This window comes from Deinococcus sedimenti (genome assembly GCF_014648135.1).
Taxonomy (GTDB): Bacteria; Deinococcota; Deinococci; order Deinococcales; family Deinococcaceae; genus Deinococcus; species Deinococcus sedimenti.
On sequence record NZ_BMQN01000021.1, the window covers coordinates 1 to 24983 of the forward strand.

General features: G+C 67.8%; 18 protein-coding genes and 2 pseudogenes. 13 read left to right on the forward strand and 7 right to left on the reverse strand.

The window, feature by feature from the left end; all coding sequences use genetic code 11:
* Positions 1-502: pseudogene (locus IEY69_RS19175) on the reverse strand (IS4 family transposase); the annotation flags it as partial.
* Between the two features lie 731 nt (positions 503-1233).
* Between IEY69_RS19175 and IEY69_RS19180 the strand changes: the two are divergent.
* Positions 1234-2919 carry a hypothetical protein gene (locus IEY69_RS19180; protein ID WP_189074748.1) on the forward strand — a complete coding sequence of 562 codons (1686 nt, stop codon included), beginning with the start codon at positions 1234-1236 and terminating at the stop codon, positions 2917-2919.
* A gap of 44 nt (positions 2920-2963) precedes the next feature.
* Here the strand turns inward: IEY69_RS19180 and IEY69_RS19185 are convergent, their stop codons facing one another.
* Positions 2964-3983 carry a DsbA family protein gene (locus tag IEY69_RS19185; RefSeq protein WP_189074749.1) on the reverse strand — a complete coding sequence of 340 codons (1020 nt, stop codon included), beginning with the start codon at positions 3981-3983 and terminating at the stop codon, positions 2964-2966.
* A gap of 200 nt (positions 3984-4183) precedes the next feature.
* Here IEY69_RS19185 and IEY69_RS19190 point away from each other — a divergent pair, with 200 nt between their 5' ends.
* Together IEY69_RS19190 and IEY69_RS21845 are read left to right on the forward strand one after the other, a co-directional pair.
* A complete protein-coding gene (locus IEY69_RS19190) occupies positions 4184-6400 on the forward strand; it encodes a DUF11 domain-containing protein (protein ID WP_189074750.1) in 2217 nt (738 codons plus the stop codon).
* Positions 6401-7199: 799 nt separating this feature from the next.
* Positions 7200-7523, forward strand: a pseudogene (locus IEY69_RS21845) (C1 family peptidase); the annotation flags it as partial.
* A gap of 474 nt (positions 7524-7997) precedes the next feature.
* Here IEY69_RS21845 and IEY69_RS19195 read toward each other — a convergent pair.
* Positions 7998-8771 (reverse strand): IS982 family transposase, encoded by a 774-nt coding sequence (locus tag IEY69_RS19195; protein WP_189074776.1) that lies wholly within the window; start codon positions 8769-8771, stop codon positions 7998-8000.
* 393 nt (positions 8772-9164) lie between these two features.
* A complete protein-coding gene (locus IEY69_RS19200) occupies positions 9165-10382 on the reverse strand; it encodes a saccharopine dehydrogenase family protein (RefSeq protein WP_189074751.1) in 1218 nt (405 codons plus the stop codon).
* Between the two features lie 44 nt (positions 10383-10426).
* On the opposite strand from IEY69_RS19200, the gene IEY69_RS19205 reads away from it, so the two are divergent.
* On the forward strand, positions 10427-10855 hold the full coding sequence (locus IEY69_RS19205) for a hypothetical protein (protein ID WP_189074752.1): 429 nt from the start codon (positions 10427-10429) through the stop codon (positions 10853-10855).
* Positions 10856-10975: 120 nt separating this feature from the next.
* Positions 10976-12595 (forward strand): catalase, encoded by a 1620-nt coding sequence (locus IEY69_RS19210; protein ID WP_229784133.1) that lies wholly within the window; start codon positions 10976-10978, stop codon positions 12593-12595.
* 152 nt (positions 12596-12747) lie between these two features.
* Here IEY69_RS19210 and IEY69_RS19215 read toward each other — a convergent pair whose 3' ends face one another.
* Entirely contained in the window at positions 12748-13182 is a 435-nt protein-coding gene (locus IEY69_RS19215; RefSeq protein ID WP_189074753.1) for a response regulator, read from the reverse strand.
* Positions 13183-13287: 105 nt separating this feature from the next.
* On the opposite strand from IEY69_RS19215, the gene IEY69_RS19220 reads away from it, so the two are divergent.
* A complete protein-coding gene (locus IEY69_RS19220; protein WP_189074754.1) occupies positions 13288-13977 on the forward strand; it encodes an HAD family hydrolase in 690 nt (229 codons plus the stop codon).
* Positions 13978-14164: 187 nt separating this feature from the next.
* Here IEY69_RS19220 and IEY69_RS19225 read toward each other — a convergent pair whose 3' ends face one another.
* Positions 14165-16648 (reverse strand): glycoside hydrolase family 3 C-terminal domain-containing protein, encoded by a 2484-nt coding sequence (locus IEY69_RS19225; protein ID WP_189074755.1) that lies wholly within the window; start codon positions 16646-16648, stop codon positions 14165-14167.
* A gap of 135 nt (positions 16649-16783) precedes the next feature.
* Complete coding sequence (locus IEY69_RS19230; protein WP_189074756.1) at positions 16784-17209, reverse strand: hypothetical protein; 426 nt, start codon at positions 17207-17209, stop codon at positions 16784-16786.
* Positions 17210-17340: 131 nt separating this feature from the next.
* Here IEY69_RS19230 and IEY69_RS19235 point away from each other — a divergent pair, with 131 nt between their 5' ends.
* The 7 genes from IEY69_RS19235 to IEY69_RS19265 all read left to right on the forward strand — a co-directional run bounded on the left by IEY69_RS19235 (position 17341) and on the right by IEY69_RS19265 (position 24958).
* Positions 17341-18309 carry an NAD-dependent epimerase/dehydratase family protein gene (locus tag IEY69_RS19235; protein WP_189074757.1) on the forward strand — a complete coding sequence of 323 codons (969 nt, stop codon included), beginning with the start codon at positions 17341-17343 and terminating at the stop codon, positions 18307-18309.
* Positions 18306-19124 (forward strand): MBL fold metallo-hydrolase, encoded by an 819-nt coding sequence (locus IEY69_RS19240; RefSeq protein ID WP_189074758.1) that lies wholly within the window; start codon positions 18306-18308, stop codon positions 19122-19124. The genes IEY69_RS19235 and IEY69_RS19240 overlap by 4 nt, the downstream gene beginning before the upstream one ends.
* A complete protein-coding gene (locus IEY69_RS19245) occupies positions 19121-20443 on the forward strand; it encodes a F390 synthetase-related protein (RefSeq protein WP_189074759.1) in 1323 nt (440 codons plus the stop codon). The genes IEY69_RS19240 and IEY69_RS19245 overlap by 4 nt, the downstream gene beginning before the upstream one ends.
* Entirely contained in the window at positions 20440-21438 is a 999-nt protein-coding gene (locus tag IEY69_RS19250; RefSeq protein ID WP_189074760.1) for a 3-oxoacyl-ACP synthase III family protein, read from the forward strand. Before IEY69_RS19245 ends, IEY69_RS19250 begins: the two co-directional genes overlap by 4 nt.
* Before the next feature lie 439 nt (positions 21439-21877).
* Positions 21878-23203, forward strand: coding sequence for a 3-phosphoshikimate 1-carboxyvinyltransferase (aroA, locus tag IEY69_RS19255; RefSeq protein ID WP_189074761.1), 1326 nt, complete (start codon positions 21878-21880; stop codon positions 23201-23203).
* 108 nt (positions 23204-23311) lie between these two features.
* Entirely contained in the window at positions 23312-23590 is a 279-nt protein-coding gene (locus IEY69_RS19260) for a YiaA/YiaB family inner membrane protein (protein ID WP_189074762.1), read from the forward strand.
* Positions 23591-23839: 249 nt separating this feature from the next.
* Positions 23840-24958, forward strand: coding sequence for a PQQ-dependent sugar dehydrogenase (locus tag IEY69_RS19265; RefSeq protein WP_189074763.1), 1119 nt, complete (start codon positions 23840-23842; stop codon positions 24956-24958).
* Positions 24959-24983: the final 25 nt, after the last annotated feature.

The following is a 24983-nucleotide window of genomic DNA, read 5'->3' on the forward strand; positions in this document are numbered from 1 at the left end:
ATTCCCGGTCTGCGACCAGCACCTTCCAGCGCGCCGCTGGAAGGTGCTTCAGCAGGCGAGCGACCAGTCGCTCGCGTGTGGATGTGTTGCTGTTGCCACTGTGGGGAATGGCTTCCCAGACGAGAGGAAGCGTGAATCCCTGCAGGACGACACCCAGCACCAGAAGGTTCAAGGGTTGGGTGCCATGCTCCCAGTTCGTACGGTCCATGGCGAAAACCAACTTGCCTGGGGGGAGGAGAGGAAGGAGGACGTCGAGAAACACCTCGCCCGTCAACTGTTGATCCTGAAAGCACCGTTGTAGTCGCATTTTTCTGGCTTCTGGCGACACGTCGCTGGGCAGGAAAGCCCCCAAGCATCTGTGGCATGTGGATTGAGCCTGAATCAGCGCTTCAACAACGTCTGAGACACGCTGAAGCGTGTCTCGGCGGAGGAAGGGCAGTCGGGCTTTCAACAGATCGGGCAGAAGGGTAGGCTGTTCTGGAGCGGCATCGTGGATCGTCACAGACCGGTGATGCCGCTCTTTTGCTGCTTCGGATGTGACCCAGAGCAGGACTCCGCGAACTGCGTCTCAGGCGATCAGAATCGAAGATGTCCGGTACTGAACGCTTATGCCACGAGCTGAGCTTTGACATGACGCAGTAGCTTGAGGACAGGCATGAGTTCTCCCGACGTCATGGCTGAGAACACGAGAGAATCAAGGTGCGGGTGAAGCTGAGACAGGTGGGCTGAAGTCAAACCGGGGTGGGCGATGAGAGTCCGGAGGGTCTGTTCAGGGCAGCCGGGGAGTTCTGAATCTGATAGGAGAGGTGACTGGGACGTCATGCGTGGCATCCTATGGCGGCCATGCATGACAGAATTTTCCTTTCTGCGGTAAATCATCCGCAGCATAATTGGTTAGTCTATTCGACTCAGATAAAATGAGTTTTTCAGGACTAAGCTCATGTGAAATACTCATGTGGTGCTGAAGGTTCTGACAACTATTGTGATGCTGCTCATTCTATCGGCGGGTCAGGTTTACGGTCTCAGCGGTTGGCCCGCTCCCGCAGTTGACCCATGCCATTCCAATCCAGTGGGGGTGTGCTCTGACCCGGAACCATGGCTTGGTGGAAGTGGTACGAAAATCTAAGGGTACCGCAACTACAATCTGGATAATTATAAATATATTATCAACACTCATCGAGTGAGATAAGAAATGCGATTCTGTCAAAATTAATAACTGAGGTATGGGCTAGTATGCACACTCCCGAGAATCTTGATGATTTTGGACAATATGGCAGCTGGTTGGCCCAGTGTGAGGAGGAGAATATTGGATCAAATGAAATCGCCGATCTGCTTGCTGAATTAAACGACCCATTAGCTGATTTTAGAGCGGCGGTGATACTGCTGACCGTTCAGCCAGTAGACTCAGAGCGAATCTTTGCACTTCTGGAGTCCGCATCGCAACGTGGTGATGATTTACTCAGGACTCTCATTCGAGCCTGGCGCGTGTTCTCGGATGTGCACATAAATTATAGTAACAACACAATCACATCATCCTTTGTTCACGGTACATTCGAGATTTATGAGGATATATCCCAGAAATTACAGGTTTTCTCTGATCATCCCATGAAACGCGAGGCTGACCTTAAGGTTCAGCAGATGACTTTGGGATCTTACCAGATACTTGAAAACCCTGAGATGATTTTAGAATCGTCTAAGCGCGTCTACCAATCGGCCCTGGCTTTCGAAAATGCTGCTATTGAAGTGAGTTTTCGAGTTCTATACTCAGACTCATTCGCCATGCTGTCACGCTGGGGTGAAAGCGCAGTATTGCTCTCCCGTCCAACAGAGCAGAAAAACGCACCTATGCTTACTCAACGGCTCTCGGTGGCTCTTTTCAATCTCGGTAATATCAGCCGGGCGCAGGCGGTACTCAGTCGCTACCGTCAGGAAACTGGCACGAACGAACTGCTGAACATGGAGCAGATGATCGACTCAATGTATGGACGCGCGGATTTCAACCGGGCGAACCTGACCACAACCCACCGCCGCTATGGCTGGACAGTTGACGCGATGCTACTTATGGGACGGGCCTCTGCCGCGCCGCCCTACGGCAAGAGCCTGCAGGCGTCCAATGAGTCGTTGAGGGAAGTTCTGAAACTGTCAGAGGAAGCGCTGACCCGAGATGTGGGTGAGGGTGACCGACTGTACGTTGCCTGGGTGCGTGCCCGGTGTCGTCTGCTGTTGGGGGAATATGGCGTTGCTCTGTCCGAGCTTTCCGCATTGCCGACCGTAGGGCGGCAGGATCTGTACAATCGAGTGACGCTGTGCGCGCTGGAACTGGAGTGCCTGATGCTTCCCCTGAGTCAGGGACCATCGTCTCTAGCCGAAGTAGAACGCAAATTCAGGGAGATCTTCCAGGACGTCAGAACAATTCCATTCGCGGATGCGGATGGTCTGGTCGCCCTTGTGATGCGTTGGCATCCGATGGCGGCAGCCTACGCCGCGTTGATGCCCAACCCTCTGCGGGAATTCACCCCTGCCCTCGATCTGTTGCTCAGGGTGTCGGACAAAGCGACCTGGCAGGGTAACAGCGTTCCCCCACAGCTGATCGCTCATCTGATCAGGTGGCACCTGCGTGTTCCAGTCCTGAATACCGCCCTTTCAGGGAACGCAGCATATCAGGTAGCCAAGTTGATCAGACAGGTGGGGGAAGCGACGGTGTGGGGACCTGTCCTCCCGCTGCTCCCCATGATCGTGGCGCTCTCGCGGGGTGGTGACGCGCATCTGGAGGCGGCGCGCCGGGCGTGGCGGGACTTTGGGATGCTGCCTGGGTCGCACCGTGATCCACAACTGGCGGAAGTCGTGGAGGTCTGGCGCGCAGTGGTGGAGGGCGAGCGGCCCTTCCGGGAGGGGTTGCGGGCGCTTCAGGACCTCTAGGCTGTCGTGCGTGTGGTCATGCGCCCGCTCGTGAAGGGCTTGGGTCAGGGTTTCGTGGTGCCTTCGGTGGCGCGGACGAAGTCCACCAGTTTGAGGATGGCGGCAGCGTCGTACGGGTTGGGAACGCGGTAGGTGTTCACGAAGATGGACGGCGTGCTGTTCAGTTGCAGGGCTGCCGCTTCCCGGATGTTGGCGTCGACGTTGGCCTTGCCGAGGCCTTCGGCCAGGCAGGTGCGGAACGTGTCGCCGTTCAGGCCAGTGCTGAGTGCGGCGGCGATCAGGGCCGGGTTGGGATTGGCCTGAATCCAGCTGGAGTTGGCGAACAGCTGATCCTTATACTCCCAGAATTTGTTCTGCTGCGCGGCGCATTCGGCTGCTTCGGCTGCGGCTCGCGCCTGCGGGTGAATCTGTTCGAGGGGCAGGTGGTGGAATTCCACGCGGACGTCCGCTGGCAGGTTGGCCAGCAGTGTGGGCCAGGTCTGCCGTTCGAACTGCTGGCAGTACGGGCACTGGAAGTCACTGTAGATCCGCAGGATGAACGGCACTTTGCCTGGGCTTCTGGCGGGCAGGGCGTTGGCGGTCGGGATGGTCAGTCCCACGTTCAGTTTCGTGTACTGGACTTCCACGGTCAGGACGCCGCCCTTGGCGCGGATGCTCATCTGGTACGGTTCCGCGAAGGCCTGAACGCCGTCCGTGAGTTTGGCCGCGATGTCGGCGCGGTTCAGGTAGCCGGTGACGGCGTCGGCGAGGGCCTGACCATAACCGGTGTAGGCGCCGGCCAGTTCACCCGCGCGGGTTTTGGCAGCCTGTTGCCGGGCCAGCTGTGCGGGGGTGGGAACGGCGCTGGGCGTGACGTAGGGAATGAGGATGGTGGCTTCGAGCGCGTAGCCGGCGCGTGTGCGCAGGACCAGGCGGGTGCCGTCGTTCAGGGTGAGGGTGCCGGAGGTGCCGATGCTTGCCCCGGCGAAGGCTGGATCCGCGAGGACGGAACTGGTGGTGCGGCCCACCTGCGCCCCGGCCATTCCCAGCAGAAGTGCGGTGCACAGGCCTAGAAAACGCTTCATGCCCGTCAGCGTAGCCCGCGTGATCGCACGACATTGGCACAGGGGCACGCGCGGCCTGTCGGCACCACCCGACTGGGGGGGAAGCAGTCGAACAACCCCCTGGGGTAAGGGTGGTGTAAGAGAATGATCGGAAAGGTGAGTACACGATGATCTTCTGCCGCACAGCGCCTATTCAAGGGCTCGCCCGCCTGATCTGGGGGGTGGCCCTGCTGCTCCTCTGGCTGTGGGCGCCGGGTGCGGCGGCGCAGACGCAGTACGGTCCGGTGAACGTGGTGACCCGTTACGACCAGTCGTGTGCCGGCTTCCGGTACGGTGGCGTGCTGAACTGCACGGCGAAGGAATTCACGGTGAGTGCTGATCTGAACACGGCCGACGGCACTCCACCGTTCTGCGTGGCTGGCTCGACCATGATGGTCGACCTGACCCTCTCGCTGACCTCTTCAAACACGGACCGGTACGACTTCGGGATTTTCGTCGGCAAAGGTGGGAATGATCCCGGGAATTACTACGCGCCGAATCTGGCCAATCCATCCACGCTCTGTACCACGGGTGTGCTTCCCACGCCGCCACCCAGCGGTCAGCCTCTGATCTTCAATGCGCTGGCCGATACGTGTGGCGACCTGAAGAAGACGAGTTCGGCCGTGCAACTGCTGACCATGCGGAACGTGCCCGTGTTCTGCGACGGTGGTACGGGCCAGAGTGTGGGGGTGCCCTACCTGATCGCCTGGGGCCAGAACGAGGGGGATTACAGCAAGGTGGGTGGCTGCACGCCCGACAACGTGGAGGCCGGCGCCCCCTCCAAATGTCAGTCCGGTGTGGCGTCGGTCAGCGTGCGGGTCGGCACGGTGCAGATGCCCATCCAGGCGGGCGGTTACGTCGAGCTGACCAAACAGACCCTTCCCGACGGAGATCCGCAGACGTTCACGTTCACGGCCACAGCGCCGAACGGGACGTACCTGGGGTACTCGTACAAGGCCGCGGACGGCAGCTATTCCAGCATCACGCCCGTCGCGCCCAGCGCGTCCGGATCCACCTCCACGACCGTGACGCTCAAGGACGACCAGTCGGTCCGGGTCTATATGTCCGTGAGCAGCACCGTCCAGACCCTCAGCCTCACCGAGGCGGGCACCGCAGGCTGGGAGAACGGGGCAGACATCAGCTGCGCCAACGTGAAGGGCACCGTACCGATCACGAAGGTCGCGCCCCGGACCGTCACGGCTTCGCTCAGCACCACGAACGCGGCCGCCACCTGCACCTTCACGAACACCAAATCCGCGCAGGTGACGCTCGCCAAGAGCCTGCCCGCGCGGGTGAACGCCGCCGACCAGTTCACCGTGAGTGCCAGTAGCGCCACCGGCAGCATCGTCGGTCCGGCCTCGGCCACCACCAGTGGAACGGGAACCACGGCCAGCACGACGTTCCTGGTCACGCCCTACACGGCGGCCAGTCCCAACACCGTCACCCTGACGGACACCGTCGCGAGCGGCAACAGCGCCTCCGCGACCCACTACACGCCCAGCCTGACCTGCACGGGCAGCGCCGGAAGTTCCAACGGGACCCTGCCCACCAACCTTGCCGCCTCCACCGGGACGGTGCAACCCACCCCGGGAAGTACGCTGAGCTGCACGTTCACGAACCGGCTCCCGACCCTGACGATCACCAAGGCCGTGTCCGCCACCTACCTGAAGTACGACCGGCAGACCAGCGGGTCGTTCCAGCCGAAGCCGGGCACCCTGACGTATACGGTGACCGTCGCCAACACCGACGCGGTCGCGCGCACCGTGCAGATTACCGACACGCTGCCAGCCGGCCTGCAGAACATCACCGTGCAGGACAGCAGCGGAACGGCCGTGCCCCTCACCACCACGGCCGGCGCGACCCTCACCCAGCCGGTGGCGGGCTCGGCCACGACCGGCACCGACATCCGCTGGACGGCCGGCGACCTGAACGTCGGGGAGACCCGCACGTACACCGTCACCGCCACCCCCTCCACCCTGGGCAGTGCCCCCAGCCCAGGTCTGAGCGCCGTGCAGAACGTCGTCACGCTGAGCGCCGCCAATCAGGTGGGCACCAGGAGTGGTTCAGCCAGCACGAACGTGATCTTCCCGGTCATGACCAAGTCCGTGCAGAACCTGACGCAGAGCACCGCCGCGGGCACCAGCACCACCGCGCTGCCCGGGGACCGCCTGCGCTACTGCATTGAGGCCCGCAACGCCGGCTCGGTCACCCTGAACACCTACACCATCACCGACGAGTTCCCGGCCAACACCACCTTCGAGACCGGCAGCGCCAGCCTGACCGTCGTCCCCACCGCACCGGGCACCGTGACGTCCGGCGCCACCCAGGTCAGCGGAACGGTGGCCAGCTTGGCTCCGAACGACACGGCGACCCTCTGCTTCAACGTGAAGGTGAAGTGACCCGCGCAACGCTGATGTAACGGCGTCTCCCGTACCGTCAGAGCAGACATTCACTGCACAGGGGGCACGTATGACCAAGGGCACCGCACGGCACCGTTTCTTCCTCCACCTCTCCCTGGGGCTCAGTCTGGTCTGCGCGGCCAGCGCGCAGACCACCCAGTCCGGCCTCATGCCACGCCTGCTGCTGCCGGACGCCCTGAAACTGAAGTTGCAGACCGTCCCGAACTTCGGCGCGGCCCCCATCTTCCGCACGCTGGACGCCGCCGCCAGCACCCGCTTCCTGAACGGTAACACCCTGTGGCTGACCAGTCAGAGCATCGAGGCCAACCGCCAGGCCCGCATTCAGACGTTCAATGCCAGCCTCGCGAGATTGCAGCCGCTGGCCAGTCAACCTCGCGTTCAGGCGGTCCTGAAAGCGGCGGCGACACGGGGACTCGACGAGCCGGTGCTGAACGTCCAGACGAGAAGTGGTCCGATCACCGTGAAGCTCATGAGCGCAGACGTCGGCGCGAACCTCGCCGCGGCAGCCCTCGATCAGAACCCCGAAGCGAACGGGCAGACGGCCGCCACGCAGATGGCCCGGACATTCAAGGTCGACCCGGCGCAGGTGCAGCGTCTGGCCCAGGCACCCGCTGCGCAGCGGCAGGACGTGGCCGTGCGCGTGAACACGGAACTGTCACGGCTGTTCACGCGGCCCCTCACGGCCCTCAACCCGGCCGGCAGTGGCAGCGGCCTGGACGCCTCACCGGCCGGGTGCGCGCCCGCCGCAAGCGGCCTGGTGGCCCGCTACGACTTCCCCATGAAGAAGAACCTGCCGGCGGTGAAGAACCAGGGAGCGCGCGGCACGTGCTGGGCGTTCGCCACGGTCGGCGCGGCCGAAACCCTGATCCGCACCCTGTACGACCGGCGCGTCGACCTGAGCGAACAGGACTACGTCGCGTACTCGAAACTCCGCTACGGGACCCCCACCGACGGGGACGGCGCCGACCCCTACCGGATCATGCAGTGGAACGCAGCGAACAGCTACCGGTTCGCGTACGAGAACGTCTGGGAGTACAACCAGAGCGGCAGTCGCGTCGCCACCGAGACGCCCAGCAAGTCCGGGAAGTTCACGTACCAGAAGTCCTGCCAGGGCTACCCACACCAGGACCAGTGCGAGGACAGCGTCTCGCAGGCCGAGACCGGCTGCCTGATCACCGACGGCAAGACGGTCTGCGGAGCGCAGATCCCGTCCTCCCGCACGAACTACGGCCTGAACACCGACGCCCTGCGGGACTCCTGGAACTGGACCCAGAAGGACGGCGGGATGGGCTGGGCGGTGTTCGCGCTGGGTTTCGGCACGCCCGTGATGCTGCTGCACGACGCCCGCTACCTCCAGGCCGACTCGCGCGGCTTCGTGGGCGACCTGCCGTACGACGTGGTGTCCCACCCGGTCGAGCAGCCGAACGGCAGCGTCAAGCAGGAGAAGAACGCCGAGCAGGACGTGAACTGGTGGAACCACATCGCCCTGCTGGTCGGGTACATCGACAACGCGCGCCTGCGTCAGGTGATGCCCGGCGCGCCCGACGGTCCGGGCGGCGGCTACTTCATACGCCGTTTAGGGTTGGGCAAGGTTGTGAGCGAGTATGGCCAGGACGACACGGAGACGGAGCGACCGCAGCGTTTTCGTCTGCACGGAGCGAATCTGAGCCTCGACCAAACCAGAGAACACCGTTTCAATGCGTTTTCGCAATCGAGGGTGGCGGCCTGGCCGCCACCCCGTGTCATACCGGGTATTACTCTTCGGTGGGAACACGTAGCCCAGGCAGCAGTACCCCTTATCACCGATGATGCGTGGCCCGCCGAAGTCGGGCCACCGCCGGTTGAGCTCGTAGCTTACGGTCGTATCGTGCAAATTGGCTGGTCGGATCAGATACTGCACGATGGCACCTGAAGCGGTTACCCACGCGTGCAACTTGTATCCGTAGACGTCTCCCTGCGTGCCGTAACCCCAACGAGCACCGGGAAACGAACACCGCTTCCCCCGTTTGGGTCGGCAGACGGGCAGAGGCATGGAATCAACGATCACTTCCGTGCAGGACTGTAACGGGGTGGCGACCGCTTCAAGTCGTTCAAGCAATCGCTGTCCCCGGGTATACGCCTGCGTGTAGGAGGGAAGATCGTGTCGATCTTCCCTCAGGATGTTCCACCAGATGGACGGGAATGGATGTTTGAAGACCAGTCGGCTGAGCAACAGGGCGACCAGCAGGGCGTCACTCAATTTCTGGTGCGAACACCGCTTGAGATCACTGAAATACCGTTTGGCCCAGCGGTGAAGCTGACGGATGACGGCTCGTCGGCCTAAACTGTGATGGAGACGGTATCTAGCCATACCGTCTCCATTTTTTGCTTTCTGGGAGCCATTGAACAGGTCATAGCGCGAGCCCTAAACGAGGTTTCATCATGAAGAACTCCTGGAGTTCCTGCTGGGCCGACGGAGGATACATCTACCTGTCGTGGAACTGGGTGAAGAAGTACGCGGGTGGCCTGTACTTCGGGCAGCGCGTCACCCAGAACTGACCGTGGTGTCCAGTTGAGTCGAGGGGCCAATATCGTTCCATTCGACGGCACGGGAAACCGATGTGAGGAGCTCAATTCAGCGGCCCTGAGGGTCATCCGCACGTCCTGGCTGCGGTCAATACCCCCTGCAGGCGGCGTGCCGAACCAAGAGAAATAGAGGTGCGCCGCCCTGTGGCTGGGCGGCGCACGGTCCTGACGGTTCGGTTCAGTCCTTGACGAGTTCGATGTCGGCCAGTTCGCTGATGGGCAGGCCCCACTGGTTCATCGCGTCGAAGAAGGGATCGGGGTCGAGCTGCTCGACGTTCCACACGCCGGGCTGCATCCACTCGCCCTGGAGCATCAGCATCGCGCCGATCATGGCGGGCACGCCGGTGGTGTAGCTGACGCCCTGCGCCTGCACCTCGCGGTAGCAGTCGGCGTGGTCCTTGACGTTGTAAACGAAGTGCACCTTGGGCTGGCCGTCCTTGCCGATGCCTTTGGCCTGCACGCCGATGCAGGTCTGGCCACTGTACCCGGCGGCGAGGCTTTCGGGGGCGGGGAGCACGGCTTTCAGGAACTCGATCGGGGCGACTTTCATGCCGCGGAAGTCGATGGGTTCGATGCTGGTCATGCCGATGCCCTCGAGGACGTTCAGGTGCTTGATGTACGCCTCACCGAAGGTCATCCAGAAGCGGGCGCGCTTGATGGTCGGGAAGTGCTTGACGAGGGACTCGAGTTCCTCGTGGTACAGCACGAAGCTCTTGCGGGTGGCGACTTTGGGGTAGTAGATGTCCTGGCTGATTTCCAGGGGCTGGGTTTCGACCCACTGGCCGTTTTCCCAGTAGCGGCCGTTGGCGGTGATCTCGCGGATGTTGATTTCCGGGTTGAAGTTCGTGGCGAAGGCCTTGCCGTGGTTGCCGTTGTTGCAGTCCACGATGTCCAGGTAGTGGATTTCCTGGAAGTGGTGCTTGGCGTGGTGCGCGGTGAACGCCTGGGTGGCGCCGGGGTCGAAGCCGCAGCCGAGCAGCGCCATCAGGCCCTTCTCCTTGAAGCGGTCCTGGTACGCCCACTGCCAGGAGTACTCGAACTTGGCGACGTCCTTGGGTTCGTAGTTGGCGGTGTCGAGGTAGTGCACGCCGGTTTCCAGGCAGGCGTCCATGATGGTCAGGTCCTGGTAGGGCAGGGCGACGTTGATGACCATCTTGGGTCCGAAGTCGTTGATCAACTTGACCAGTTCGGGCACGTTGTCCGCGTCGACGGTGGCGGTGGTGAACACGGCCTTGCTGTCGGGCATGTGCTCTTTGATCTCGGCGACGATCTTGTCGGCCTTGGCGACGGTGCGGGTGGCGATCAGCACTTCGGTGAAGACGCTGTCGTTCTGGGCGCATTTCTTGGCGACGACGTTGGCGACGCCGCCCGCTCCGATGATGATGACCTTGCTCATGGGGGTCAGTGTACCCTGCCTGCCCGCGGCGCTAGGGTGAGGGGGTGAGTCCGCGTCCCCGCCCGCCCGTCAGACCGTCCGCCAAACCAGCTGCCCAGCCGTCTGCCCAGCCGGGGGGGCCGGGGTTGCGGGCCGCCGGGGAACTGCGCGAGGTGACGCCGGAGATGAGGGCGCGCAGTCTGCGGACGTTCGTGGCGGTGCTGGTGGTGTTCTTCGCGCTGGTGGGCGGGGTGGTGGCGACGCTGGCGTGGCAGGGGCGGGGCGTGCGGGACTACGCGGCGCGCGTGGCGGACGCTGTGCTGGCGGGGAAGCCGTCGCCGAACGTGGGGTTCACGCAGGCGTGCGTGGACGCCGTGCCGGGGCCGTTGCCCGCGCAGGCGCAGTCGTGCGAGGTGCGTGTGGAGGACGGTGCGGCGCGCGTGACGGTGGGCGTGCAGGGTGGGCGGTCGTACGTGATCGGCCGCCGTCCGTGAGAATGGCGTGAGGGTGGGCTTCATGGAAGTCTGACGTCCCCCTCACTTTATTGAGAAGCATTCCTATTAAGTTTGGGGGGTCCGAGCCTCCCCGCCACCTCTCTCCTCCAGGAGTGCGCCATGCCCGAGAAGAACCCCGCGTCCTACGCCCCCACCGAATCCCCCGACATGCAGACCACCATGCCCCAGGCCCCCGGCGCGCCCCTGACCAACCACTCCGGGAATCTGGTCCCCAGCAACACCAACAGCCTCACCGCCGGACAGCGCGGCCCCGTGCTGCTGCAGGACTGGCACCTGCTCGAACGCATGGCGCACTTCAACCGCGAACGCGTCCCCGAACGTGTCGTGCACGCCAAGGGCAGCGGCGCCTTCGGCACCTTCCGCGTCACGCGCGCCATCCCGGAACTCACGGTCGCCAAGATCTTCCAGAAGGAAGGCACCGAGTGCCGCATGCTGGCCCGCTTCAGCACCGTCGCCGGGGAGAAGGGCTTCGCCGACACCGTCCGCGACCCGCGCGGCTTCGCGCTGAAGTTCTACACCGAGGACGGCAACTGGGACCTCGTGGGCAACAACACCCCCATCTTCTTCGTGCGTGACCCCATCAAGTTCCAGGACTTCATCCACAGCCAGAAACGGCACCCCGTCACCGGGCGGCGCAGCAACGCCATGCAGTTCGACTTCTGGGGTCTGCGCCCCGAGAGCCTGCATCAGGTCATGTACCTGTTCGGCGACCGCGGCCTGCCCCGCTCCTTCCGGTTCATGAACGGCTACTCCAGCCACACCTACAGCCTGTGGAACGACAAGGGCGAGCGCTTCTACGTGAAGTGGCACTTCCACAGCCAGCAGGGCGTGCAGAACCTCACCGAGGACGTCGCCGCGCAGGTCGCCTCGAAGAACCCCGACTACCACTTCCAGGATCTGTTCGACGCCATCGAACGCGGCGAGCACCCCAAGTGGACCGTCAGCATCCAGGTGATGCCCGAGAAGGACGCCGAGACGTATCACATCAACCCCTTCGACCTCACCAAGGTCTGGCCGCACGCGGACTACCCGCTGATGCAGGTCGGGGAATTTGAGCTGAACGAGAACCCCCAGAACTACTTCGCCGAGATCGAGCAGGCTGCGTTCGAGCCCAGCAACCTCCCGCGTGGCTTCGGGGCCAGCCCCGACAAGATGCTCCAGGCGCGCCTCATGAGCTACGCCGACGCGCACCGCTACCGCATCGGCATCAACTACGCCGCGCTGCCCGTCAACAAGGCCGCCTGCCCGGTCATGACCTACCACCGCGACGGCCAGACGCGCTTCGACGGCAACTTTGGCGGCACGCCCGTGTACGAACCGAACTCCTACGGTGGTCCCGCCGTGGCGGACGGCACCCCGCAGGAGCCCGCCCTGCCGCTGGGCGGCCTCGCCGACCGCTACGGCTGGCCCGAGGACGACGCCGACCTGTACGGCCAGCCACGCGACCTGTACCGCGTCATGAGCGAAGGCGAACGCGGCCGCCTCGCCATGAACTTCGCGGGCGCCCTGGCCGACGTGCCTGCCTTCATCGCCGACCGCTTCATCGGCCACCTCGAACAGGTGTCCAGCGAACTGGCCGGGAACGTCCGGGACGGCATCAAGCAGAAGAAGGCCGAGGGGCACCCGGAACTCAGCGGCATCCTCACCGAGACGCACACCAACGCCGCCGGGGGCGACCAGACCCCCTCGCGCGAGATGGTCGTCGGCGCCGACGACTGACCCGCCCCGCCAGCAGGCCCCCGGATCGGATGATCTGGGGGCCTGCTGATGGTTACCGGCGCCCCTGAGGAATCCCGGGACACCACACCTGGGTTCAAGGGCGCGCTGCACAGGGTTGAGCTGCCGTGCGACTGCGGCCGCAGCAGGCCAGGTCAGGCCACGCTGCCCGCTCCGCGTTCCGAATCGCCCAGACGGGCCTCCCAGCGCAGCAGGCACGCCGTCAGCTGACCCATCAGCGCCGGGAAGCTCTGCTCCTTCACGAGGTACTCGTCAGCGCCCAGGCTGAACGCCCGGGCCAGATCGGACTCATGACTGGAATTGCTGAGCAGCACGACCGGCAGGTCCACGAGCGCTGATTGCGCCCGCAGCTGCCCCAGCACATCGTAACCGTCCAGGAACGGCATGTTCTGCTCCAGCAGCACCAGGTGCGGCGGCAGGGTGTGGCGGCTCAGCAGGCCGGGCAGCAGGGCCCGGCTGTCCGTGCAGCGGGCCAGCTGCCAGGGGCGCGCCGCCTGAGCCAGGGCGACCTCGATCAGTTCCGCTTCCTGGTCGTCGTGGGTGACCATGAGAATCCGCACGCCGCTCATGACGTCCAGTGTGCACAGTACCCGGCGCAAAATCTGGAAAAATCCTGCACCGGACATTCATCCGCCTGGGGGGTCCGCCGGAGGGGGGTGACATACAGTGCGGGCATGATTGCCGCCTTCCTGAATCCCGAGGGGACCCTGCTGCACGCCGGGTCCGACGAGCTGGACCGCGTCGCGTCGGGCCTGTCGAGCCTGCTGCGCGCCGCTGAGCTGATTCCCGTGACGGCGCTGGATGAGGAGGCGCTGCTGAACGTGCCCGCCGCGTTCACGTCCTGGCAGGTGCTGCTGCACGGCGCGGTGCTGCTCGACCCGGACGGCGCGGAGGACCCCGCGTGGCGCCGCCTGACCGTCGAGACGCTGGACGCCGCGCAGGGCGCGCTGGAACTGGCCGCGCAGGCCGCCGGGCACGTCAACGCCCTGGCGCAGCTGGACCTGGACCTGACCCGCACCGAGCGGCACGGGCGGCTGCTGCGCGTGGAACTACGCCACCCGTACGGCCTGCCCCGCCCGCTCGATCAGGCCGAGCGGGAACTGCGCGACTGGCTGGCCGAAGGACCGCTACGGGACACCCTGCGGCTGGAACGCACCCCGGACGCGCTGCGGCTGCTGCCGCGCGACCTGCGCCCGGAACTCGCGGTGAACTACCTGCTGTCGCAACTGGACGCCGAGTTCACGCTGGGCGTCAGCGCCCTGCCGGGCGACGCGGCGTTCCTCGCACTGTGCGACTACGCGATGGTGCCCGGCAGCGCGGACCTCCTCGACCCCGCACCGGCCGAACGGGACGACGAGGAATAATACGGACTCCGGTTGGATGGCTTGCAAAGCCGTTCAACCCGAGCGGATGCGAGTGGGAGCAGAACGGGTTCCGGGCGTGGAGTTGGCAACCCGGTGTTGTTCCGGGTTGTCAGCGAAGCAGACGGAACCCGTATGAACGGGAGGGGGCGCGGTTGCTGTGGGACTGCGCCCCCCCTCGCTGTGACCGTCAGTCGGTGTCGGGCAGCGTCTCGCGCCACTCCTGCGTCAGGGTCAGCGTGACCTGCGTGCTCAGGTCGGCGCTGCTCTGCCCGACGTGCAGGACGTACTCGCCGGGGTCGGCCACCCATGCCTGACCCGCCACGTCGAAGTACGCGAGGTCGCGCGGGGTGACGGTCAGCACGGCGTCCCCGGTCTGGCCGGGGTTCAGGTGCACCTTCGCGAAGGCGCGCAATTCCTTCAGGGGGCGGTCCACGCGGCCCTGAGGGGGCTGCACGTACAGCTGCGCGACGGTGCTGCCGGGCCGTTCGCCCGCGTTCGTGACCGGGACCGTCACGGTCGCCGTGCCCTGCGGGAACGCCGGGGCGTGCAACTGCGCGGTGCCCAGCGTGAAGGTCGTGAAGCTCAGGCCGAAGCCGAACGGGAACATCGGCGTGACGCCCGAGCGGTCCACGTGGCGGTACCCGGTGTACAGGCCCTCGCGGTACTCGACGCGGCCATCCTCGCCGGGGTACTGCACGTCCGGCGTGAGCGGGTGGGTGGGGTCGTCCGCCAGGGAGTGCGGGAACGTCTGCGGGAGGCGGCCCCCAGGTTCGGCCAGTCCGGTCAGGACGTCCGCGACGGCGTGCCCGACCTCCTGCCCGGCGAACCACGCCTGCATCACGGCGGGCACGCGGCTGAGCCACGGCATCTCGACCGGGCCGCCTGTCTGGAGGACCACCACGACGTTCGGATTGACGTCCAGCACGGCCCCCACCAGCGCGTCCTGATCGCCGGGCAGGGTGAGGCCCGCGCGGTCCACGCCCTCGGTCTCCCACTCGCCGGTCGTGCCGACGCACAGCACCACCCAGTCCGCCTGCGCGGCCAGGGCGACGGCGCGGGCCAGCCGGTCCCCGTCCGGACGGGCGCGGAAGCCCACCCGCACCGCGTTGAACGGCGTGATGCCGATGTCCATGACGTGCGGCGTGTACTCCACGCTCAGCGTGTGTCGCCCGGCACTCAGGTGAACGGGCGCGCGGCGCTCGCCGGACCCGAACGAGAAGTACAGCTCCCCGACCTGCCAGTCCTCCCAGTTGTTCACGGTCAGCTGCCCGTCCACCGACAGGCGACTCAGGCCCGCGCTGCCCAGGCTCACCTCGTACTGGCCGTCCTGTGGGGCGTCCACCGTGACAATCAGGGTCGCGTGGAACGCGTCGGGGTTCACGCCGTCCGGCAGGCCGAAGAACATCACCTCCGCCTGCGGGCGCGTGTCCTGCCCGATCACCGGGCCGCCCGCCTGATCGCGGTACTCGATGCGCGTCTCGACCTGCGGCACCGGCAGGTACCGCTCGTGCCCGGTGCCCTCGGCGCTGCCGACCACGCTCACGCGGCCCCCCTCGCGCAGGCCCTCGGCAGGGGAGACGCGGCGGTGGGCGTTCATCTGCGCGCTGCCGCCGCCCATTACCTGCGCGGCCTCGGCGTTCGGGCCGATCACCGCCACCCGCACCCCGGCGGGCAGCGGCAGTGCGGCGCCGCTGTTCTTCAGCAGCACCAGCCCCTCCGCCCCCGCGCGGCGGATCAGGGCGCGCGTCTCGGGGTACTCGGTGTCGCGCTCGTGATCGTCCGCGACGTCCAGCGGCTCGGTCAGGGTGCCGGTGCGCGCGAGCAGGTGCAGCACCGCCCGCGCCCGCTCACGCACGCCCGCGCGGACCTCCGGGTCGGCCTGCGCCTGCTCCAGCAGCGGCTTTCTGGCCACCGCCGGGCCGGGCATCTCCAGATCCAGGCCCGCCAGGACCCCCTCGGCCGCCGAGTGCGTGCCGCCCCAGTCGCTCATGACCAGCCCCGAAAAGCCCCACTCGCGCCGCAGGACCTTCTGCAGCAGCCACGGGTGCTGCGAGCAGTACGGGCCGTTCAGGCGGTTGTACGCGGTCATGATCGCCCACGGCTGGGCCTCCTTCACCACGATCTCGAAGGGCCGCAGGTACAGTTCCCGCAGCGTCCGCTCGTCGATCACCGAATCGATGGTGCCGCGCTGGAATTCCGACTCGTTCCCCGCGAAGTGCTTCGGCGTGGCGCCCACCCCGCCCGCCTGCAGGCCCTGGATGTACGCCGCCGCGAGCCGCCCGGTCAGGATGGGGTCCTCGGCGTAGTTCTCGAAGTTCCGGCCGTTCAGCGACGACCGGAACACGTTGATGGTCGGCGCGAGCAGCACCGTCGCGCCCTTGTCCCGCGCCTCGCGCGCCAGGGACGCCCCGACCTCGCGCAGCAGGTCCGGGTTCCACGTCGCGCCCAGCGCGATGCCCACCGGGTACGCCGCCGTGCGCCGCCCCCCGATCAGCGGCCCGCCGCCCCGCACGCCCGCCGGGCCGTCACTCACCTTCAGCGGGGGAATGTTGAGGCGCGGCACGGCGGCGGTGCGCCACGCGTCCGCGCCGGACAGCAGGGCCACCTGCTCCTCCAGCGTCAGCTGGTTCAGCAGGGCGTCGGGATCGGTCAGGACAGGCGTGTGGGTCATGGGGTACCTCGGGAGTGCAGGACAGGACGCTGAAACGGTTCAGTGATGTCCGGCAGCGTACACCCGAAACCGTTTTCACGAAAGCGGCCTGTCCGGACCACCCCACTCCCGCACCCGCCCCAGCCCGCCCCCGCGTCAGCGGCGGTTCGTCTTCCCGAACAGCCCGTCCGCTGGAGCCGGGGCCACCGCCTGCCCGATCACGTCCAGGATCTCCGCGAGGGTCAGGGTGAACACACCCGCCTCGCCCCGGTCGGCCGCCTCGCGCCACTGGCGGTAGCCGCCCTCGTCGGTGGGCAGGGGAGCGTTCACCTGGATCAGCTCCAGCACGCTGGCGCGCACGGCGTCCGCCGTGACCGGCGCGTGCCCCAGTTCCATCTGCACGCCGCCCGGCAGGTGCGGGTTGCCCAGCCGCAGCCCGTCCAGCGCCACGTGCAGTACCGTGCCGGTCGGTTCGTCGTCACGGCGCAGGATCAGCACGGTGCTCGTGTCCTCGCCGGGGCGGGTGCGGTACGTCCAGCGCTGACCCGCCTGAAAGTCGATGTGAACATCAGGAGTCGTCATGGAACGCAGCGTACCGGGATGCTTCCGCAGGTCGCCTCGCCCGAATGACGCAGGGGCGGGTACGTCCTCTGGCCTGCACGCCGTTCAGAATCGTGGTCAGGGCCTGCGTGCGCCGGGCATAATCGCGGGCGATGACCATTCTGGTGACGGGCGCGACCGGGTTCCTCGGCGGGGTGACCGCGCGGACCCTGGCCGCCGACGGATGGAAGGTGCGCGGCCTGGGCCGGGACGCACGCAGGGGCGCGGCGCTGGAACGGGACGGTGTGCGCTTCGTGGCGGCCGACCTGCGCGTCGCGGACTGGGACGCCCTGCTGGACGGGGTGGAGGGGGTGGTGCACGCGGCGGCCCGTTCGACCCTGTGGGGGCACGCGGCGGACTTCCACGCGGACAACGTGACCCCCAGCGCGGCGTTGGCGCGCGCGTGCGCGCGGCGCGGCGTGCGGCTGGTGCACGTCAGCACGCCCAGCGTGTACAACGCCACCGGTCACATAGAACAGGTGCGCGAGGACACCCCGGTCGGCCCGCGCTTCGACAGCCTGTACGCCCGCAGCAAATGGCAGGCGGAGCAGGCGGTGCGCGCTGCGCTGCCCGACGCGACGATCCTGCGCCCACGCGGCATCTACGGCGTGGGGGACACCAGCATCGTGCCCCGGCTGGCGACGGCTCTGCGCGCGGGCCGCCTGCCGCGCCTGACCCCTGAGGAGGTCTGGACCGACCTGACCGACGTGCGCAACGTCGCCCATGCGATCACGCTGGCCCTGACCCGCCCCGCGCCCGGCGTGTTCAACGTGACCGACGGGCAGGCCATCCCGCTGTGGGCGACGCTGGACCGGCTGGCCGACACGCTGGGCGTCCCCAGACCCACGCGGCGCGTGCCCGCGCGGCTGCTGGAGGGGGTGGCGGCGGCGCTGGAACTCGGCGCGCGACTGCACCCCGACCAGCCCGAGCCGCCCCTGACCGCCAGCGGCGTACGCCTCCTGACGCGGCCCATGACGCTGGACCTCACGCGGGCCCGCGAGCGCCTGGGCTACGCGCCGGTCGTCACGCCCGAGCAGGGTTTCGCGGACGTGTTCGCCGGGCTGCGCGGAGGGGCCGCGTGACCGTCCGGGTCGTCCCACTGCGGGCCGGGTCGTGCCTGAACCTCGCGGCGATCACCGAACGCGGCGCGCCGTGGCGGGTGCAGGCGTACCCGGCGGGCTTCACGCTGATCCTGCACCCCACGCGCGGCCCCGTCCTGTTCGACACCGGCTACGGCGCGGACGTCGTGACCGCCATGCGCCGCTGGCCGGGCCTGATCTACGGCCTGATCACGCCCGTGCAGTTCGGCCCGCACGACTCCGCCCGCGAGCAGCTGCGCGTGCTGGGTTTCCCCCCGGAGGAGGTCCGGCACGTGATCGTCTCGCACCTGCACGCCGATCACGTGGGCGGCCTGCGGGACTTCCCGCACGCGACCTTCCACCTCGACCGCCGCGCCTGGGAGCCCCTGCGGGCGCTGCGCGGAGTACGTGCGGTACGGCGGGCCTTCATGCCGGAACTCCTCCCGGACGACTTCGAGGACCGCTGCGCGTGGCTGGACTTCAAGCCGGGCGGGGACGCCCTGCACCCCTTCACGGAGGTCGCGGACGTGTTCGGGGACGGTCTGCTGCGCGCCGTGCCGCTTCCCGGTCACGCGCCGGGCATGGTGGGCCTTCTGGCGCAGGAGGAGGCGGGCCTGACCGTCCTGGCCGCCGACGCCGCCTGGAGCGTCCGCGCGGGCCGCGAGGAACGCCCCGTGCACCCGCTGGCCCGCGTGGCGTTCCACGACCCCGCCCAGGAGTCTGCGAGCGGCGCGGCCCTGCGCGCCTTCCTGCACGCGAACCCCGGAGCGAGGCTGCACGTCAGCCACGACGCGCCCGAAGGCTGGACCGCCCCATGAATCTGGACGGCCCCGTGAATACGGTGCTGACCCTGCTGGGCGCGCTGGACGACGCCCGCCTGACCTTCCGCCGCCGCGCGGCGCTGGACCGGCACCAGGACCGCCTCGCGCACGGGCACCTGCGCTGGGTGGCTGCGCACAGCCCCGCCGTCGCCGCCCGCTTCCGCGCCGCCGGACTCCCGCTGAGCCGCTGGCGCGAGCTGCCACCCACCGACAAGGCCGCCATGCTCGCCACGTTCGACACGCTGAACACCGTGGGCGTCACGCTGGACCGCGCGCTGGCGGTCGGACGGCAGGCGGAACGCACCCGCGACTTCACGCCCACCCTCACCACGCCCGCCGGACCCGTCACCGTCGGCCTGTCCACCGGCACGAGCGGCACGCAGGGCGTCTTCCTCGTCAGTCGCGCCGAGCAGGCCCGCTGGGCGGGCACGGTTCTGCGCCACCTGCTGCCCGGCGGCCTGTGGGGGCTGCTGCGCCCGCAGCGGGTCGCGTTCTTCCTGCGGGCCGACAGCCCCCTGTACCGCAGCGTCCGCCGCCGCCAGCTGGAGTTCCGTTTCTTCGACCTGCTGCGCCCCCTGCCCGAACTGGCCGCCGAGGCCCAGGCGTACGCGCCCACCCTGATCGTCGGGCCGCCCGGCGTGCTGCGCGCCCTGCACCACACCGGCATCCAGTTGAATGCCCGCGTGATCAGCGTCGCGGAAGTCCTCGACCCCGACGACGAGGCCGCCCTGCGCGGCTGGGGTGACGTGGTGCAGGTCTATCAGGCCACCGAGGGCCTGCTGGCCCTGCCGTGCCCGCACGGGTCGCTGCACCTGAACGAGGCGCACGTCCACTTCGACCTCGAACCGCTCGGCGATGATCTGCACCGCCCGGTCATCACCGACCTGCGCCGCCGCGCGCAGCCGTTCATCCGCCACCGCCTCGACGACGCCCTGCGCCTGCACCCCGACCCGTGCCCCTGCGGGCAGGCCGCGCGCCGCGTGCACAGCATCGCCGGGCGGCAGGACGACGCCCTGCACCTCCCCGGACCGGCAGGGGAGAGCGTCACCGTCTGGCCGGACTTCCTGCGCGGCGCCCTCGCTGCCGTGCCGGGCCTGCGCGAGTACCGCGCCAACCAGACCGGCCCCTACCAGATCACGCTGCACCTCGACCCGCACACCCCGGACACCCAGACCCACGCCCTGCGCGCCGTCCGGGACGCCCTGCGCCGCAGCCACGCCGACCCTGATCAGCTGACCCTCGACACCCGCTCCCTCGACCCCACCCCGCCCGGCACGAAACGCCGCCGCGTCACCCGAACCTGGAGGCCCGCATGAACCCACCCGACCCCATCCTCGGCGTGCGCCTCCTCGCCACCGCACACGCCCTCCCCGCACGCCGCGTCCCCACCGCCGAAGTCGCCCGGCTGTGCCACGTCCCCGAAGCCGTCGCCCTGAAACGCAGCGGCGTCCACGAACGACGCTGGCTCTCCGGGCAGGAAACCGCCCTGACCCTCGGCACGCAGGCCGCCCGCGAAGCACTGAACCGCGCGGGCCTGAACGTCAGCGACGTGGACGTCCTCCTGAACGCCAGCGGCAGCCAACTGCAACCCATCCCCGACGGCGCCGCCCTCTACGCCCGCGAACTCGGTCTCACCGGCGCCGCCACATACTCCCTGCACGGCACCTGCCTCAGCTTCCTCCTCGCCCTCCAGCACGCCGCCCTCCTCATGCACACCCGGCAGGCCCGGCACGTCCTCATCATCAGCAGCGAAGGCGGCAGCGTCGGCCTCAACCCCAAACAACCCGAAAGCACCCTCCTGATCGGCGACGGCGCCGCCGCCATCCTCCTCGGCCCACCCACCCACCCCCGACAGGGCCTCCACGCCACCCGCATCGAAACGCACCCCGCCGGAGCCGACCACACCCGCATCACCGGCGGCGGCACCCTCCGCCACCCCAACCACCCAACCGCCACCCCCACCGACTTCACCTTCGACATGCAGGGCCTCCAGGTCCTCAAACTCGCCAGCCGCGTCGTCCCGCCCTTCCTCGAACGCCTCCGGCCCGGCCTGAGTCAGGGCCTGCCCGGCATCACGCGCGTCATCCCCCACCAGGCCAGCCAGGCGGGCCTCGACCTGCTGCGCCGCTACGGCTGGCCCGAGGAGCAGGTCGAAGTCACGCTGCGCACCCTGGGGAACGTCATCGCCGCCAGCCTTCCCCTCACGCTGCATCAGGCGGTGGAAGCCGGGCGGCTGGGCGAGGGGGATACCGCGCTGCTCGTCGGCACGGGCGCGGGGCTGATCGCGGGCGGGGTGATCTGGGAGTTGTAACGGGGTTGGTCTGTGCGGTGCCCCACCCCCCAGCCCCCATCCCCAGGGGGGACGGGGGGGCTAACGTTGGCACTGGGCAAGAGATTTGACTTGGGCGGCGTGTTGGTGTCGGGCGGTGACGGGTCCGGCTTCGACGCCATCCTTCGCCCCCGTCGCGGGCCCGCGCGCTTCGCGCACGACGGCCGGTGGGAGTCGGCGGTCAGTCGCTGTGGCGGGACGCTTCGGGCCGCTGATCGACTTTTCTCGCCTTGGCAGAAGCGTGCTCTCCTGGCTCCCCTTTGAGGGGAGCTGTCGCCGTAGGCGACTGCCTGGCACAGCTGCGAAGCAGAGGGGTCCCGCTGCGCAGCAGCCTCCCTTCCCACTCCCCACTGCCCACAACCCACTCCCCCTCCTGTACAGCACCCCGGGCCGGTTCCTGCGTGCGGGCTACGCTGGCCCTATGAGTGCGGATGGCATGCCGGAGAAGTTTGACGTGATCGTGCATCCCGCCGCGGAGTTGCGGGGGGAGTTGCGGGCGCAGCCGAGCAAGAACTACACGACGCGGTACCTGCTGGCGGCGGCGCTGGCGGCTGGGGAGTCGCGGGTGGTGGGCGTGGCGACCAGCGAGGATGCCGGGGCGATGCTGCGTTGCCTGGAGGACTGGGGTGCGGGCGTGGAGTTGGTGGGTGGGGACGCGGTGATCCGGGGCTTCGGGGCGGGGCCGCGGGAGGGTGTGACGCTCAATCCGGGGAATGCGGGGGCGGTGGCGCGGTTCCTGATGGGCGTCGCGGCCCTGACGACGGGCACGGCGTTCGTGACGGACTACCCGGATTCGCTCGGAAAGCGGCCTCAGGGGGATCTGCTGGAGGCCCTGTCGCGCCTGGGCGCGCGCGTGCAGAGTCGGGAGGGCATGTTCCCGCTGTCCATCTCGGGGCCGGTGCGGGGGGGCGTGGTGGAGGTCAGTGCGGAGCGCAGCAGCCAGTACGCGTCGGCGCTGATGTTCCTGGGGCCGCTGCTCCCGGACGGGCTGGACCTGCGGCTGACGGGGGATATCAAAAGTCACGCGCCGCTGCGGCAGACGCTGGATACGCTGGCGGCGTTCGGGGTGCAGGCGTCCGCCAGTGACGACCTGAGTCGCATCACGATCCCCGGTGGGCAGGCGTACCGCGCGGGTCGCGTGCTGGTGCCGGGGGACTACCCGGGCAGCGCGGCGATCCTCGCGGCGGCCGCCACGCGGCCCGGTGAGCTGCGCCTGTCGAACCTCCGCGAGCACGACCTGCAGGGCGAACGCGAGGCGCTGAACGTGCTGCGCGAGATGGGCGCCGACCTGACCCGCGAGGGCGACACCGTGATCGTGCGCGGTGGGCGGCCCCTGCACGCGGTCACGCGGGACGGGGACGGCTTCACGGACGCCGTGCAGGCCCTCACGGCGGCGGCGGCCCTGGCAGGGGGCACGACCACCTGGGAGAACGTGTACACGCTGCGCCTGAAGGAATGCGACCGCATCAGCGACACGCGCCGCGAACTGGAGGCGCTGGGCCTGACCGTCACCGAGACGCAGGACAGCCTGACCGTCACGGGCACGCCCAGCCTCGCGGGCGGCGTCACGGCGGATGGGCACGGCGACCACCGCATGATCATGCTGCTGACCGTGCTGGGCCTGAGCGCGCAGGCCCCGATCCGCATCACGGGCGCGCACCACATCCGCAAGAGCTACCCCATGTTCTTCCGGCACCTCGAAGCCCTCGGGGCGAGGTTCGAGTACCCGGAAGCCACGCGCGCCTGAGCGCACCGCACGCCCCCTTCTTGCACCGCGTTCAGGATGGGGGGGCAGGGGGCGCGGCGTTTCTATGCTGTGGGTCAGCTCCACAAGACCTGTTTCAGGAGGCGCAGCATGATGCAAGGTTCCCCGGACATCGTCGGTGATTCCCCCGCCTGGCTGAGTTTCATCTGGATCGCGTTCACGACCGCGCTGGGCCTGATGATCCTGGGCATCTACTTCATTCCGGTGGACTGGTGGATCAAGGGGTACCTGTACATGGGCACCCTGTTCCTGACGGCCAGCACCCTGACCCTCTCCAAGAGCCTGCGCGACCGGCACGAGCACGAACGTCTCGTGAACCGCGTCAAGAGTGCCCGTACCGAGCAGGTGCTCAGCAAGTTCGACACCTGATCCAGAGCTGGCACGCACTGTGCGGGTCAGCCCATGATGGGCCTGGCCGTTCCGCCCCTCCCCCTTGAGGGGGGAGGCCGGGAGGGGGTGTGCAGGATCGGCGTTCCAGGGTGACGTTGTTGAGAGTGGCTTCCTCTGCTGCCTACGGGTGCGGACTCTGCATCGCCTGAGGTGGGCTATAGGCTGATCTCGGCCCGACGTTGATCCGGCTGGCATGCCCGCCTCATGAGCGGCTGGTCTGCTGGGAGCATGCCCTCAATCCGACTGGCCTTCCCGGCGGCGCTGGCCGCCACGACCCTCGCCCTGCTGGGCAATGGCTGCGCGCAGAGCAGTACCGGCGTCGCGCAGAGCCTCAAGGTGCCCGCCGGGTTCAGCGTGAACCTGTACGCGGACGGCTTCAAGAAGCCGCGCTTCATGGTGGTTGCCAGCAACGGAGACGTGCTGCTCAGCGACACGGGCGCCGGGATCGTGTACGTCCTGCCGGACCGCAACCGTGACGGGGAGGCGGACGGGAAGCAGGTGTTCGCCAGCGGGTTGAACCAGCCGCACGGCCTCGCCATCCGGGGCGGGTTCCTGTACGTGGCGAACACGGACGGCGTGGTGCGCTTCCCGTATAGGGCCGGGGACGTGAAGGCCAGCGCCGCGCCCACGAAACTGGTGGACCTGCCGGGTGGTGGCGGGCACTCCACCCGCACGGTGGAGTTCGGGCCGGACGGGCGGATGTACGTGTCGGTGGGCAGCACCTGCAACGTCTGCGAGGAGAGCGACCCGAAACGCGCCGCGATCTGGGTGTACGACGCGGACGGAAAGAACGGCAAGCCCTACGCGACGGGCCTGCGCAACGCGGTGGGCATCGAGTGGTTCGGCGGGCAGCTGTACGCCACGAACAACGGCCGTGACCAGCTGGGCGACGACCTCCCACCCGAGGGGTTCTACAAGGTCAAACAGGCTGGGTTCTACGGCTGGCCGTACTGCTACACCACCCAGCCCGGACAGGCGCAGGTGTGGGACAAGGACTTTGGGCGCAAGACCGCCGAGACCTGCAAGGCCGCCACGCCCGCCTTCGCGCTGACCACCGCGCACTCCGCGCCGCTGGGCCTAGCGTTCTACACCGGGAAGACCTTCCCCGCCGCGTACCGCGGGCAGATGTTCGTGGCGCTGCACGGCAGCTGGAACCGCAGCGAGAAGAGCGGGTACAAGGTCATCATCATCGACCCGCAGACCGGGAAGGTCACGGACTTCCTAACCGGCTTCCTGCGCGGGCAGAACGTCGTTGGGCGCCCGGTGGACCTCGCGGTGGCCGCCGACGGGTCGCTGCTGCTGACCGACGACGGCGAGGGCCGCGTCTGGCGCATCCAGGCCCGCTGAACTGCGCCGCCGGGCGGGGTGGAGG